Source organism: Gammaproteobacteria bacterium (genome assembly GCA_003696665.1).
GTDB lineage: Bacteria > Pseudomonadota > Gammaproteobacteria > Enterobacterales.
The window spans coordinates 1-14,119 of the sequence record RFGJ01000193.1; the positions used below are offsets into that span (position 1 = coordinate 1).

At 50.7% G+C, this 14,119-nt stretch carries 15 protein-coding genes; 2 read left to right on the forward strand and 13 right to left on the reverse strand.

Annotated features, from left to right (window positions below; translation table 11 throughout):
• The coding region (locus tag D6694_05515; protein RMH44639.1) for a CBS domain-containing protein at window positions 1-951 on the reverse strand (951 nt) is incomplete at its 3' end.
• A 23-nt stretch (window positions 952-974) separates the two neighbouring features.
• On the opposite strand from D6694_05515, the gene D6694_05520 reads away from it, so the two are divergent.
• Window positions 975-2,408, forward strand: coding sequence for an exodeoxyribonuclease VII large subunit (locus D6694_05520; protein ID RMH44640.1), 1,434 nt, complete (start codon window positions 975-977; stop codon window positions 2,406-2,408).
• Here D6694_05520 and D6694_05525 read toward each other — a convergent pair.
• The 9 genes from D6694_05525 to D6694_05565 all read right to left on the reverse strand — a co-directional run bounded on the left by D6694_05525 (window position 2,402) and on the right by D6694_05565 (window position 11,576).
• Window positions 2,402-3,721 (reverse strand): hypothetical protein, encoded by a 1,320-nt coding sequence (locus tag D6694_05525; protein ID RMH44652.1) that lies wholly within the window; start codon window positions 3,719-3,721, stop codon window positions 2,402-2,404. The genes D6694_05520 and D6694_05525 overlap by 7 nt on opposite strands.
• Window positions 3,722-3,871: 150 nt before the next feature.
• A complete protein-coding gene (locus tag D6694_05530; protein RMH44641.1) occupies window positions 3,872-5,644 on the reverse strand; it encodes an acyl-CoA dehydrogenase in 1,773 nt (590 codons plus the stop codon).
• 251 nt (window positions 5,645-5,895) lie between these two features.
• Entirely contained in the window at window positions 5,896-6,246 is a 351-nt protein-coding gene (gene rplS / locus D6694_05535; GenBank protein ID RMH44642.1) for a 50S ribosomal protein L19, read from the reverse strand.
• A gap of 66 nt (window positions 6,247-6,312) precedes the next feature.
• Complete coding sequence (gene trmD / locus D6694_05540) at window positions 6,313-7,038, reverse strand: tRNA (guanosine(37)-N1)-methyltransferase TrmD (GenBank protein ID RMH44653.1); 726 nt, start codon at window positions 7,036-7,038, stop codon at window positions 6,313-6,315.
• Window positions 7,039-7,087: 49 nt separating this feature from the next.
• Window positions 7,088-7,657 carry a ribosome maturation factor RimM gene (gene rimM, locus D6694_05545; GenBank protein RMH44643.1) on the reverse strand — a complete coding sequence of 190 codons (570 nt, stop codon included), beginning with the start codon at window positions 7,655-7,657 and terminating at the stop codon, window positions 7,088-7,090.
• A 28-nt stretch (window positions 7,658-7,685) separates the two neighbouring features.
• Window positions 7,686-7,934, reverse strand: a complete 249-nt coding sequence (locus D6694_05550) for a 30S ribosomal protein S16 (protein ID RMH44644.1) — start codon at window positions 7,932-7,934, stop codon at window positions 7,686-7,688.
• Window positions 7,935-8,068: 134 nt separating this feature from the next.
• A complete protein-coding gene (locus D6694_05555) occupies window positions 8,069-9,430 on the reverse strand; it encodes a signal recognition particle protein (GenBank protein ID RMH44645.1) in 1,362 nt (453 codons plus the stop codon).
• Window positions 9,431-9,485: 55 nt separating this feature from the next.
• A complete protein-coding gene (locus D6694_05560) occupies window positions 9,486-10,805 on the reverse strand; it encodes an MFS transporter (GenBank protein RMH44646.1) in 1,320 nt (439 codons plus the stop codon).
• Between the two features lie 6 nt (window positions 10,806-10,811).
• Window positions 10,812-11,576, reverse strand: coding sequence for a VacJ family lipoprotein (locus D6694_05565; GenBank protein RMH44647.1), 765 nt, complete (start codon window positions 11,574-11,576; stop codon window positions 10,812-10,814).
• Between the two features lie 53 nt (window positions 11,577-11,629).
• Between D6694_05565 and D6694_05570 the strand changes: the two genes are divergently transcribed.
• On the forward strand, window positions 11,630-12,025 hold the full coding sequence (locus D6694_05570) for an acyl-CoA thioesterase (GenBank protein ID RMH44648.1): 396 nt from the start codon (window positions 11,630-11,632) through the stop codon (window positions 12,023-12,025).
• On the opposite strand, the gene D6694_05575 is transcribed toward D6694_05570, so the two are convergent.
• The 3 genes from D6694_05575 to D6694_05585 are packed head-to-tail and all read right to left on the reverse strand — an operon-like array spanning window position 12,010 to window position 13,803.
• Window positions 12,010-12,762 carry a DUF2063 domain-containing protein gene (locus D6694_05575; GenBank protein RMH44649.1) on the reverse strand — a complete coding sequence of 251 codons (753 nt, stop codon included), beginning with the start codon at window positions 12,760-12,762 and terminating at the stop codon, window positions 12,010-12,012. The genes D6694_05570 and D6694_05575 overlap by 16 nt on opposite strands.
• On the reverse strand, window positions 12,749-13,612 hold the full coding sequence (locus D6694_05580) for a DUF692 domain-containing protein (GenBank protein RMH44650.1): 864 nt from the start codon (window positions 13,610-13,612) through the stop codon (window positions 12,749-12,751). The genes D6694_05575 and D6694_05580 overlap by 14 nt, the downstream gene beginning before the upstream one ends.
• A complete protein-coding gene (locus tag D6694_05585) occupies window positions 13,609-13,803 on the reverse strand; it encodes a hypothetical protein (GenBank protein RMH44651.1) in 195 nt (64 codons plus the stop codon). The genes D6694_05580 and D6694_05585 overlap by 4 nt, the downstream gene beginning before the upstream one ends.
• Between the last annotated feature and the right edge of the window lie 316 nt (window positions 13,804-14,119).

A 14,119-nucleotide genomic window follows, 5' to 3' on the forward strand; every position in this document is an offset into this window, starting at 1 on the left:
GCTGATTTGTGGCACACCGACACCCGTGACAATTCGCGTGGTGCAAATGGAGCCCGGGCCAATGCCGACTTTCACTCCGTCGGCTCCTGCCTCAACGATGGCCAAAGCTCCCTCACCGGTCGCTACATTGCCACCAATGACCTGGACATCCGGATAGTGTTGCTTGACCCAACGAATGCGATCAAGCACCCCTTGTGAATGGCCGTGTGATGTATCCACCAAAATAATGTCAACCCCAGCCTCGACCAAGGCCGCCACTCGATCATCTGTCTCTGGCCCAGTCCCGACCGCTGCTCCGACGCGTAGGCGTCCCTTTTCATCCTTGCATGCATTGGGTTTTTCTTCAGCCTTCTGAATGTCCTTGACCGTCATCATCCCCTTAAGACGGAAATTTTTGTCAACGATCAGGACTTTCTCCAATCGATGGACACGCATCAAATCGATGACTTTGTCGTGGTCTTCGCCTTCTTGAACCGTAATCAACCGATCTTTTGGCGTCATCAATTGTGCCACCTTGACGTCGTCACGCGTCTCGAAGCGGATGTCACGATTCGTGACAATACCAACCAAATCATCGCCATCCACCACGGGAAAACCACTGAACCCATATTTTCGGATGACTTCACGCAACTCGCCCAAGGTCGTCTCCGGGCTGACGGTGACCGGATCGGATACGACGCCACTTTCGTATTTCTTGACCAGGCGTACTTCCTCCGCCTGGCGTTCAATGGTCATATTTTTATGGATGAAACCAATGCCGCCCTCTTGTGCCAAGGCAATGGCCAAGCGAGCTTCTGTGACAGTGTCCATTGCCGCCGACACAAGCGGGATATTGAGATCAATTTCTCGCGTGACTCGCGTCCGCAAATCGGCATCGGCCGGTAGCACCTTAGAGTGGGCCGGAACAAGCAAGACATCATCAAATGTGAGCGCTTCTTGGATGATTCGCATGGTAGAATATACCTACTGATAAAATGAGACCCGGCACCAATACTGGCCCGGGTACACGCCAGACACGAATTATAGTCCGACACGCGCCAATGAACAATAACCCAGCCAATCAAACCGACCAGCAAAAACCGCTTTCCGTCTCACGTCTAATCGGATTATTGCGGGGCACCATCGAGCCAAGTTTTAAAAGCCTTTGGATCACAGGTGAGTTGACCAATTTTTCAGCCGCGACTTCCGGCCATTGGTACTTCAGCCTGAAAGACGATAGCGCACAGATACGTTGCGCCATGTTCAAGGGCAAAAACCGTTTCTGTCGTTATCGTCCAAAGGACGGCGAGCAAGTCATGATTCGCGCCAATGCCTCCATCTATGAAGCGCGTGGGGATCTTCAGCTAATTGTCGATTGGATGGAACCTGCCGGTGTCGGGGCACTGCAATTAGCTTTCCTCCAGCTCAAGGAAAAATTGCACAAAGAAGGCTTATTTGATGCCGAACGAAAAAAGTCGCTGCCTGATAGAATTCACACAATCGGCATTGTTACATCCCCAGCTGGCGCTGCAATTCATGACATTATCAGCGTTTTAAAGCGGCGCGACCCATTTAAGCATGTGATCATCTACCCGGCCAATGTCCAAGGTAAGGACGCAGCCACAAGTTTGATCCAAGCCATCGAAATTGCCTCAGCGCGCGCTGAGGTTGATGTCCTGATCATCACGCGTGGCGGTGGTAGCCTTGAGGACCTATGGTGCTTTAATGACGAACAATTGGCGCGCGTCATTGCCGCCTGCCCAATCCCCACCATTTCAGCAGTCGGCCATGAGGTCGATTTCACCATCTGTGACTGGGTCGCCGATTTGCGATTGCCGACACCTTCTGCCGCCGCCGAATATGTCTCCAACGACGTGACCATCATGCGACGTCAGCTTGATCAACTCGCCCAACGGCTCAGCGATACCATTTGGCACCGTCTGCAATCATCAATGCAGCAGCTAGATTGGCTCTCGGCTCGCCTGCCAACGCCACAACACTTGTTAAAACAAACGCTTTTCCGTTTGCAAGATCTTGAGTGGCGGCTCGATAAGTCGGTAAGAGATCGGTTGGTCGACACATCGGGGCGTGTTGCTAATTTGCGCGACCGCCTTTCGTTGATGAGTCCGGCAACCAAGATAAAGCAATACGAAAATTTACTCGCCCATCTCTTGCACCGTACCGAAACCTCTATCAATGCATCCATTCATTCCGCGAATGAACGCTTGGCGCAACTGGTCGGCCACTTGCAAGGCGTCAGTCCATTGGCAACACTCGCGCGCGGTTACAGCATTACCGAAGTGGTTGACAGCAATCAGCTTTTACGCGCGGACACACCGTTATCTCCCGACACGGTTCTGCGCACCCGTCTTGATAAGCGAGTCGTTTTATCAAAATATCTGCGGGACGAAGAGGCGTCACATCAATAACCGTCCTGAAACAGGACGAGCTCAACACCACGTAAAGTCCATGGGCCTCGGTCTCCCCCGACAAGAGGCATTGTTCGGTATTTTCTTTGTCCCCGGCTGTTGACGCTGTTGTTCAAAATGTCCCGAATCTGTATGCCTAGACGGCTCGCCGCCAATTGGGTTCGCCAGCTACGGTAGCCACTTGGCCAATTTAACGAATATTGCCGCGGCCGTGTCCCGCCCCAGCCGGGAATCAACCCCAAGCCAGGGAAACGGTCACCAAGCTCCGTCACCCCCGCCTCTGTCAGCAAAAAGTCGAGACGTGAAATAACCGCTGTGGCGATACGGGAGTTCCATGCCATAAGAGGAATGTAATCACTTCTCGGCGATTTTTCGTGAATGGCGCTGGCAAACGCGGCCAAGAACGTCCAACCACTGTTCATCTTCGCCTCTTCATCGATTCGATTCAGCACAGCAGCCTCGAAGACTCGGCGCACTGTCTCTTCCGTGACTTGTCGTTGAGGCGTTCCCATCAAGTTAAACAACTCATTGGCAACCTTGACCGCGTATTGATTTTCCGTGGGGGTCCATGCTTTGCCATCAAGGATTCGTTCGGCAAGCACACTGCTGTAATACAGCAATGGGCTGGAGAACACCTTGAATTCCGAATAGCCCATCCGCGGTTTGGGCCAAAAAAACGCAGTTAACCTATCATGCCAAGTACTGACCGCATCACCAACAGGCTTTCGCTGATACATTGGCTGGTGAACATCCTCATCGATCCAGGCCACCATCGCCTCAACAAACGCCTCATCAGGCGCATTTTTATCCGGTATATATGGGGGATAAACACCGCTGCCAATGACTTCAATGCCGGCATCATCCACGATCACTGGCTCATCAGAGGTGGTTTCAATATCGGCCTGAATCCGCGCCTCTGCATAATTCATCCACTGATCTTGCTCGATAAATGTTCTTCTATCCCAAAACTCAAGCGCCTGGTCAGATAAACGAACGGCAGGCTGGTGTTCTGACGCCAGATGGTCATCGACAGGAACGAGAATATGGGTATTCAGTGCTAGAAATGCGTCCGTAGCCTGTGGTTGATTTCGATAGTTCCAGGGCACCATGAGACGACAGATAACATCGACATTGAAACGCCCCCTCGTATTTAACAAGTTTGCCAAAGTCCCTTCCATTGTTCCCAGAGGCATCGCGCCTTTCCGCCATTGACTCGGATCTTGAGCAAAGCGCTTGAACCACACTTTCCAAGCCGCGACGAAAAGGCCACGGGGAATGAGGTAGTTATTCGCGTTTGGAAATTGAACCTGCATCGTTGTTAGGTCACCGTACGCTTGAGAATTGTTCCCAAGCATAGAATCATTATTGTTCTACGGCAAGCACAAGCTAATGGCATCCATGCCAAGTCGAAGCACGACACAACGGCTTCCAACAAGGGGGCACTTATGCCCCCAAACCAAAAATCACCGATCAAACCACTCGTTTGGACAATTCAACACGCTCTCCTCACCGGCATATATTGCTTCGACGAGGCCATTGACGCATGGAAACATTCTTTCAAAGAAGAACTTGGCCAAAATGCGTTTTTTCTCCTTGCCATCCGGCGACAAACACGACGAGCGATCCAAACGATCCAACGTGTGAAGCCACAAAGCACCAAACCAAATCCAACCCACAAAGTGCAAATAATCATTTGCCACAGCGCCAGGTAATGCTGGTCGTTTCTGAGCTTCTTGAATCAGCCAGGTTGTTATTTGTTTTAACTGTTCGTGCGCAGCACTTAAGCGTTCGCGATAAGCGTTCGAGGCCGAACTGTTCGCCAAAATCTGATCGACCCAATCGGCGAACAACTTAAACTTGTGCCCACTGTCGGCCAGCACCTTACGCCCAATCAAGTCCATTGCCTGAATCCCATTGGTACCTTCGTAGATCTGCGCAATACGCAGATCCCGCACGCATTGTTCCTGCCCCCATTCACGAATGTAGCCATGCCCGCCAAGCACCTGGACTCCAAGATTGACTGATGCAAACCCCATGTCTGTCCAAAACGCTTTCGCCACCGGTGTCAAAAATGCGACCCAGTCACTTGCGACTGTCCGCTCAGCGTCGTCGCCATGAAGCGAGGCATCATATTTCAAGCCAACCATCACGGCAGACAAACGTGCGACTTCAACAAAACTTTGCATCCACAGAAGCATTCGTCTGACATCAGGATGGGCGACGATTGGATGCGGTGCTGTTTCATTCACAAGCGGTGATCGACCCTGCAGTCTTTCTGTCGCGTACCGCACCGCTGTTTGCCATGAGCGTTCAGCGAGCCCAATACCTTGTAGCCCGATGGATAAACGCTCATTGTTCATCATCGAGAACATATATTTCAGGCCTTTATTCGGCTCCCCAATCAACCATCCACGGGCCTGCTCAAAATTCATGACACACGTCGAAGATGCTTTAATGCCCATTTTGTGTTCGATTGAAGAACAATACACCTGATTCCGTTCCCCGATTTTGCCAACTGGTGTTGGTAGGAACTTTGGCACAAGAAACAAACTTATGCCTTTGACGCCTTCTGGTGCATCTGGCAACCGTGCGAGCACCAAGTGCACAATGTTCTCCGTGAGATCGTGTTCTCCGCCCGTGATAAAAATCTTCGTGCCGGTAATTCGGTAACTCTCACCGTCCGGTTCCGCTTTGGTGCGAAGCAACCCAAGGTCACTCCCCGCATGGGGTTCCGTCAGACACATTGTGCCGCTCCACTCGCCGCTAACCAACTTGTCAAGGTAGATTTCGACCAAATCCGGATTGGCATGCAAATGCAACGCATGGATTGCCCCCGATGTCAATGACGGGTATAGACAAAATGAGGTATTGGCCCCGTAGAGCATTTCCTCAATCATCATATGCAGTGCCTTTGGCATACCTTGACCGCCTGCGGACTCAGGACCGGTAAAGCTCGGCCAGCCAGCCTCAACAAATTGTTGATAGGCCTCGCGAAAACCCTCTGGGGTAGACACAGCGTGTAAGTCCTTATCGAATCGACAGCCGTGTTCATCACCGGGACGATTAAGTGGCGATAATACCTCTCGACAAAAGCGTCCGGCCTCCTCAAGCACAGCACGTATCAGCGACTCATCCAAATCCTTGTCTGGATACCATTTGGCAAAATGGCTTGGGGCATCAAACACGTCGTTGAGCGCAAACATCATATCAGTCACGGGCGCTTGATAATCATTCATGGCTTACCTCATCGGATCAGTTGACAGATGACACAATCCTACACTCATCGGACCAAAGAACCAAAATTCAGATATCAAATATCTCTCGGTTCGTCCCTATCGTTTCCAACGGGCATGACACTGAGAAACACGCGATCATGTGGAGCAGTCGTCAAAGGCCATCGGCGTCCAACGAAATGCCTTAACGCGAGGAGAATGGAGTCAGCATAAAAAAACCGGCTGACATCAGCCGGTTTTTTTGTCGGGTCAAATTAAGAAAGCTTTTCTTTGATTCGGGCAGCCTTACCACTGCGCTCACGCAGGTAATAGAGCTTGGCACGGCGTACATCACCGCGACGCACAACTTTGATCTCTTGGATCATCGGGCTATACGTCTGAAACACCCGCTCAACGCCAACTCCGTTAGAAATTTTACGAACCGTAAACGCGCTATTTAGCCCGCGATTACGTTTCGCAAGCACAACACCTTCGAACGCCTGCAAACGCTCGCGGTTGCCTTCTTTCACCTTGACGCTTACCCGCACAGTATCTCCCGGACCAAACTCGGGAATTTCTTTACCTGCCATTTGCTCGGCATTCAATTGATCGATGATGTTACTCATTGCTTGCTCCTGATATCCAGTTCGCTCCCGCGAACACACCTAGCCAAAATATTGGTTACCATTGTATCAAATTTTGCGCCGAAGGAATTCCTCAATATACTCGTCCAGTAAATTCTGGTCTGCCTCCGACAACGAAATTTGCTTCAACAATTCCGGACGCCATTCCCATGTGCGCCCAAGCGCCTGCTTTCTCCTCCACCTGGCAATCTTGGCATGATCACCACTCAATAAGACCTGTGGCACCTGCCCTGTTTCATCTTTTGCCGGCCGCGTAAAGTGCGGGCAATCCAGCAAGCCACCTGAATAAGAATCTTCTACTGCCGATGCCTCGTGCCCCAACACACCAGGGACCTGACGAAGCACCGCGTCCAACAGGATCATGGCAGGCAACTCACCGCCACTGACCACAAAATCACCGATCGACAACTCAACGTCAATTTCCCTTTCAATCACACGCTGGTCAATCCCTTCATAGCGCCCGCAAACCAATATCAATCCTTGCTGTGTCGCCAGCGCATCCACCCATTTTTGGTCAAGACGATGCCCAGTTGGCGACAAATAAATCGTCAGAACCTTATGGCCTGTCTCTTTCGCTTGCTCCCGAGCGCATTGTATCGCGTCAACCAACGGCGCCGTTTTCATCAGCATGCCCGGCCCACCGCCATAGGGTCTATCATCTACTGTGCGGTGTTTGTCATGCGTAAAATCGCGCGGGTTGACCACCGCAAAATCGATTACGCCCTGTTTAATCGCCCGCCCCGTGACGCCAAAGTCTGTCAGCGCCGCAAACATGCCGGGAAAGACACTGACCGCTCGCACCCAGCGCAAGTACTGCACACCCTCAGAAGTCACTTGGCCAGTCCACAATAATTTTTTTAAGTGGCAGCTCAACCTGCCGGACAACGTAACCTGGCGTATAGGGGATCAGCCGCTCCCTCAGACTCTGCCCCCGCGCGTTGCGAATCGTGACGGCATGCTCGTCCACTCGCAACACCAAAACATCATTGGCACCGGTCTCCATAAGCCTTGTCACAACACCAAGGTCTTCATCCTGCAAATTGACCACCCGGCAACCAATCAAATCGCGCCAATAATATTCACCGTCCTCTAGAGCGGCCAGCTGAGATGCATCTATGGCAATTTCAGCTTTGCGCAATGCAAGCGCGGCATCTCTGTCATTCACACCGCTGAAACGTGCCACCCACAGTTGCCCATGCGAGCGCCAATGCTCAATCGAGTGGCGACGCCACTCACCTTGCACGTTCACCCATACCGGGTTGTATTCAAACAGCTGCTCTGGCGGCTCGGTAAAGCTGACAAGCTTTACCCAACCCTTAACACCAAAGGCAGTGGTGACTGCTGCCACCACCACCGGCTCAACCAGTTCAATGTCCATCGTCCCGCCTTGCATTTTCGTTTTTCAATGCGGGACACAATTGTTACGCTGATTTTTTATATTGCTTGATGAGCTGCGCAACACGCTCACTGGTTTGAGCACCTTGGCTCAGCCAGTACTCGATGCGTTCCAAATCAAGGCGCAGCTTTTCGTCATTGCCCCGAGCAACTGGATTAAAAAATCCTACACGCTCGATGAACCGACCATCACGTGCGTTGCGGCTATCTGCCACTGTCACATGATAAAATGGACGCTTTTTCGAACCCGAACGAGCCAAACGAATTGTTACCATCGTTCAATCTTCCTCTAAATTCTGTTGTCTATCGACCGGTCAATACATAAGGCCTCTTACTGAAGGCGCAGAATTGTACTCTTAAATGATCGATTTGAAAACCTTTGTTGTAGCGATTTTAGTATGAAAAGCGCTCAAAACGGGCGCCCGCCAGGTGGCATCATACCTTTCATGCCCCGCATCAGCTTCTTCATACCCCCTTTTCCGCCCAACTTCTTCATCATTTTTTGCATTTGCTCAAATTGTTTTAGCATCCGGTTCACGTCCTGAATCTGTGTCCCGGAACCCGCGGCAATACGACGCTTCCTCGAGCCCTTAATGATTTTTGGATGGCGACGTTCGTGCGGTGTCATTGAGTTAATGATCGCTTCCATCTTTTTGAATTGTTGCTCTCCCAGGGCTTCGGCATTCTTCGGGAGCGAAGCCATGCCTGGCAACTTATTTAACAAACTGCCTACCCCACCTAAGTTTTTCATCTGAATCAGTTGCTCGCGAAAATCTTCGAGGTCGAAGCCTTGGCCTTTGGCGACTTTCTTTGCCAGTTGTTCTGCTTTTTTCTTGTCGATCTTCCTCTCGACATCTTCGATGAGGCTCAGAACATCCCCCATGCCGAGAATTCGCGACGCAATTCGCTCGGGATGAAACGCCTCCAGGCCATCCATCTTCTCGCCCGTGCCAATGAACTTGATAGGCTTCCCGGTAATCGCACGAATAGAAAGCGCCGCACCGCCACGCGCGTCACCATCTGCCTTACTCAAGACCACACCAGTCAAATCTAATGCTTCATGAAATGCGCGTGCGGTATTGGCGGCATCCTGCCCTGTCATGGCATCCACCACAAAAAGCGTTTCCGCAGGTTGCAGTTGCGACTGCAGGCGCTTAATTTCGTCCATCATGGCGTCGTCAATCGCCAAACGGCCAGCGGTATCCACGATGACGACATCAAACAGGTGACGCCGTGCATATTCAACCGCCGACATCGCAATTTTTTCTGGTTTTTGATCAGCTGCGGATGGGAAACACTCAACACCAACTTCGTCAGCCAAAGTCTTTAACTGTTCAATCGCCGCTGGACGATAGACGTCAGCACTGACAAGCAATACTTTTTTCTTTTCTCGTTCTTTTAGCCACAAGGCCAACTTAGCGGAAGTTGTTGTCTTACCCGCACCTTGTAGGCCTGCCATGAGAATGACGGCGGGTGGTTGTACCTGAAGATTAATCGGCGAGGCCGCCTCACCCATCGCCTCCACCAGCGCTTGATGAACGATTTTGATAAATGCTTGGCCTGGCGACAACGACTTATGGACTTCCATGCCCAAGGCCTTTGATTTCACCTGCGCGGTAAATTGCTTGACCACAGGCAGCGCCACATCCGCTTCCAGCAGTGCTTTCCGCACCTCCCTCACAGTATCGTTAATATTGTCCTCGGTGATGCGGGCGCGCCCGCTTAATTTTCGAAAAGAATCACGTAGTCGGTCAGAGAGTTGATTAAACATGATTTGCTATCCTCAATTCGCATTCCACCATTGTACAGAAGCCATCATCTAAGCTCTATGATCGAGTCGTGTCATTCGGCTTTATTTCCTGCTCACACCAGTATCTTACCCTCGATACCATCCACAGCCCGGGAATCGCAAGAAAAAAACACAAGAGAAAAAATACTGGATACCCTGTTGTCTCAATCAAAAAACCCGACGCGACTGTCGCCAATACCCTAGGTAGTGCGGCGAGACTCGTTAATAACGCAACCTGAGTCGCACTGAAAGTCCGACTGGCTGCTTTCAGCATAAAAGCCGTGAGTGCCACAGTGCCCAAGCCGACCCCAAGATATTCCAAACTCACGACACAAAATAGCAGCAACTGCCCCAAAGTTATTGGCGAAAACACGATTTTGTCAGATGCTCCAACCCATGAAAGCGGAAGATAGCCTAAAATTGTGATCATTTGTATGAGGCCGAATATCCATAAGGCTCGGGCGATCCCCAGTCGAAGCATCCACACACCACCTAACACACCACCCGCAATTGAGGCCCAGAGGGCAGACAACTTCGCTATGGTGCCAATTTCCGTATCGCTATACCCGATGTCCACGTAAAACGGCGTCGCCAGTGCGGTGGCCATATTGTCACCCAACTTGTACAGCACAATAAATGCGAGCAAAAACCATAGCTGGGTTGGCGAACTTCTCGACCAGAGTTCTTGTAACGGGGCAACAAAATGACGCCAGCGCCACACTGGCTGGCATTTGTCGTCAGTCTCATCAATGTCAGTACTGGGCATCCACAAAGTGACCAAACCCCCTATCGCCATCACCATGGCGATGAAGGTAAACGCCACCGAATAACCATAGTGGTCAGCAATCACGGCCGCTATTGAAAAAGAAACCAATCCCGCTAGGCGATACGCATTGACGAATAGACTGGAGCCCAAACCAATTTCGCGATCAGGTAACAGCTCACGCCGATAAGCGTCAAGCACAATATCTTGTGTGGCACTAAACAGCGCCACAATAAACGCAATCGACGCGATATAAACGACACCGGAAGTCGGTGGGATCCACGCCAGACCCAAAATAAAAAAGGCCAACCCTGTCTGCAGAGGCAACAACCATCGTCGCCTTCGCCCAAGTCCCTTGCGCATTGGTCCATCGGTCACGGGTGCCCAAAGAAATTTCCATGTGTAAGGAAGTTGGATGAGGCTGAAAAGCCCAATGGTTGCCAAATCAATATCATTCCGCCTGAGCCATAAAGGTATGAATTGAATGAGCAAATAAAAGGGCAATCCTGAATAAAATCCTGTCGCCAAACAAACCAACATGCGCCGACTCGCAATCGCGCGCCATAGTGGTTCCTTCGTCATCGACTCGTTCATCAAGGGCTATTTGTCTTCTTCGAGCACATCGTCCTCAAGCAGCACATCATCACAGTCTGCCTCACAGTCAGCACCATAAGGATCGTCTTTCGGCTGCAACTTACCGTCATGCACCCGATATTCTCGGTTCTGGAGATAGGCGTCGCGGACAAAAGCATATTCGTCCAGGGCGTCCTCCAGTTGTTTTTCGAGCTCCAGCAATTGCGCTCTTGTTTGCACCAGATCGACAAACTTCACACTATTTCGTGTTGCCGGGTCATCAATTTGGTTGGTATAACTTAGCGGGTAGTCGCCAAGCTCGCCAAACCCGTCACGAACTGTCGTGGGTCCTAAAAAGGGCAGCATCAGATATGGACCAGATGAAAATCCCCAATAACCGAGCGTTTGGCCAAAATCCTCATCATGTTTTTCAAGCCCCCAGTGCGTCGCCACATCGAAAATACCTGCGACGCCAACGGTAGAATTCACAACAAAACGCAAAAGATCCGAGCCAGCTTGCTTAAATTTGCCTTGAAGCAGCCCATTGACAGCCGTTGTGACATCATCCAAGTTCTCAAAAACATTGTGAATGCCAGTCTCGACCGGATCGGGCATGAGCCACCGGTAGCCTTCCGCCAATGGTTTGAACACAAGCTTATCAACGCCCCGATTAAACGCATAAATTTTTCGATTGAGCGGTTCAAAAGGGTCACGCGGATCGCTGTATTTTTGCGAAGCACATCCACCCAGCAATAGTGTGATCACCACACAAAGAAAGAGTTTGTTTCGCATGCGCTCTCCAGTTAAAGTATGAGTCATTCGTCGCCGTGAATCATACCATTGAGATGAAATTGTTGCATACCAGTCATATTGATGTTCGCTGGGGTGATATGGATGCCTTAGGCCATGTCAACAACACCCGGTATTTTGTGTACATGGAGCAAGCACGCGTCGAGTGGCTAGCCAAAGTTGGCGATCCTGTTGACCTGGCAACCAACGCTGGCCCCATCCTTGCTAATGCCAGTTGTACCTTCAAAAAGCCTGTGGTCTTCCCGGCCCGGCTGCGGATTGAACTGTATCCCCTTGAAATCAGGACACGAGGATTCAACTTAGGCTATAAAATGTTTGACACTAAAAGCGACGAATTGGTGGCCGAAGGCCAGTCAGTCATTGTCTGGGTCGACTACAAGTCTGGAAAGCCCATAACTCTGCCTAACGATATTCGTCAAGCACTGGGATAAGAGCCCAAAATGATGCCGCGCTCACAAAGTGTCCGTATGACTGGTTCTGCTAAATTTTGCAATGACTCAATGTCCGTGCCCAATTGTTTGGCAATCGGACCCAATATATCAGCGTAAGTCGTTTTGCCATCCATGCCTTGCAAAATGGCATAAGTCGCCGGGGTCAGGACCATAAAATGGACATCATCTTGCCACCGATAAACAACGAGACAAGTCGGTGTTTCCGGCGCCTCAAGCGGCTGAAACATATCGCTGATTTGGTGCACCGGGAACTGGTAGGCAAGCACTTGCGCCACACTGCTGAGCACCGGCCGCCATTCCTGCCATCGAGCAGCGTCAACAGCCGCCTCGTTTTCTTCGTCCGCCATCCATACCGCCACTTCAATCCACTCATAATGCATCAATTCGAGTAAGAATGGCTTAGTGGCCAATAATTCAGGCACTTTATTTAGGATAAAATCCATAAACTCTAGTGGAATGTCAGCGAACAACGGCGAATGACATCGATGCTCCACCATAAAACGCCGAATCAGTCCATCCCATTCCCCGTCCGAGAATAAAGTCCGGGTAACGGGAAACGATGCGCTGACAAAATCATGAAAATTGTTATAAAACAGCTCCCGATAAACGTCTATGCGCCGCCGCTCAACACCAAACGGAGATTCATTCACTTCTGGCGCCCGGATGGCGCTCGCAAATGCAAATTGAACAGTTCGCAGTTTTTCAGGCACTTCCATAATTCGACTCCACACACCCCGTCGTCACGCCATGTTTTGCTTGAATCTCGCGAATCTTTTGCATCTCCTCGATCAGTGTTTGTGTGGTTGGAAGATTAAAATCGCGTTCTAACAACGTCGGGATGACACCATGTTGTTCATAGGTCCAGTCCAACAATGACCAGACATCCTCCTTGACCGGACTACCGTGCGTATCAACCAACAAATCCGGCGCCTCATCATAATGGCCCGCAATATGGAGGTAACGTATTCTTTCCGTTGGCATGTGGGCAATAAACGCTTTAGGGTCATAACCATGATTGACCGAATTGACATAGACGTTGTTCACATCCAGCAACAAATCGCAGCCTGCTTCATCCAAGACAGCAAGCAAGAACTCAAGCTCTGTCATCTCAGGGGTCACTTGGGCGTAATAAGACACATTTTCGAGCACCAGTGTTTGCCCAAGAATGTCCTGCACTTGTTGGACGCGCGTGGCAACATATTTGACCGCTTCTTCGGTAAATGGCAAAGGCATCAAATCATAAAGGTGCCCGTCATCTGAGCAATAACTGAGATGTTCACTATACAAGATCACATTGTGTCGCTTGAGAAACGCTGCAACATCGCGGACAAACGAAACGTCTAAAGGATTCGGTCCTCCAATGGATAGCGATAAGCCATGGCAAACGAAAGGAATGTCCTGTGTGAAACGCCTAAATTGTGCGCCCAATGGACCACCGACCCGCATCCAGTTTTCTGGCGCAACTTCAAGAAAATCAACAGCGCCGACCAAAAGCTCGTAGTCTGACAGCATTTCCCGGCGCAGGCCTAAACCTGCGCCGAGGGTGGCAAAATCAGCTGTGCTCATACTTGCTTATTTTTTACCACCACATTTTGCTTCACCGCATTTGCCTTCCTTGCCTTTTTTCCCTTTGGCGCCGCATTTGCCTTCACCGCATTTGCCTTCCTTGCCTTTTTTGCCTTTGGCGCCGCATTTACCTTCCTTGCCTTTCTCTCCTTTGGCGCCGCATTTGCCTTCCTCGCCTTTATCTCCGCCAAGAAAGTTCACTTGGGCGTAACCCGACGCCAAGTCAGTGGCGCCAAATGGGTTTGCCTTGGCCGACGCAGTCGCCGGTATCGCGCTCAATGCTGTCGCAAGTGATGCGCCAATCAAAGTTGCCATTGTGTTCTTTTTCATCAGTGTCTCTCCAGTCTTGATTACTCTAGTGTAGTCATTATTGGAGCCCTAACCCTCCCGTAGAAGGCTGTCTCCACAGATGCCGCGCGACTCGTTTGCGACATTCTGTGGTTCAGACGCTTTTAGGGCTCCTTTGTTACAATACTCCGACTGGAAATTTTGACAAGGTTTTGTGTA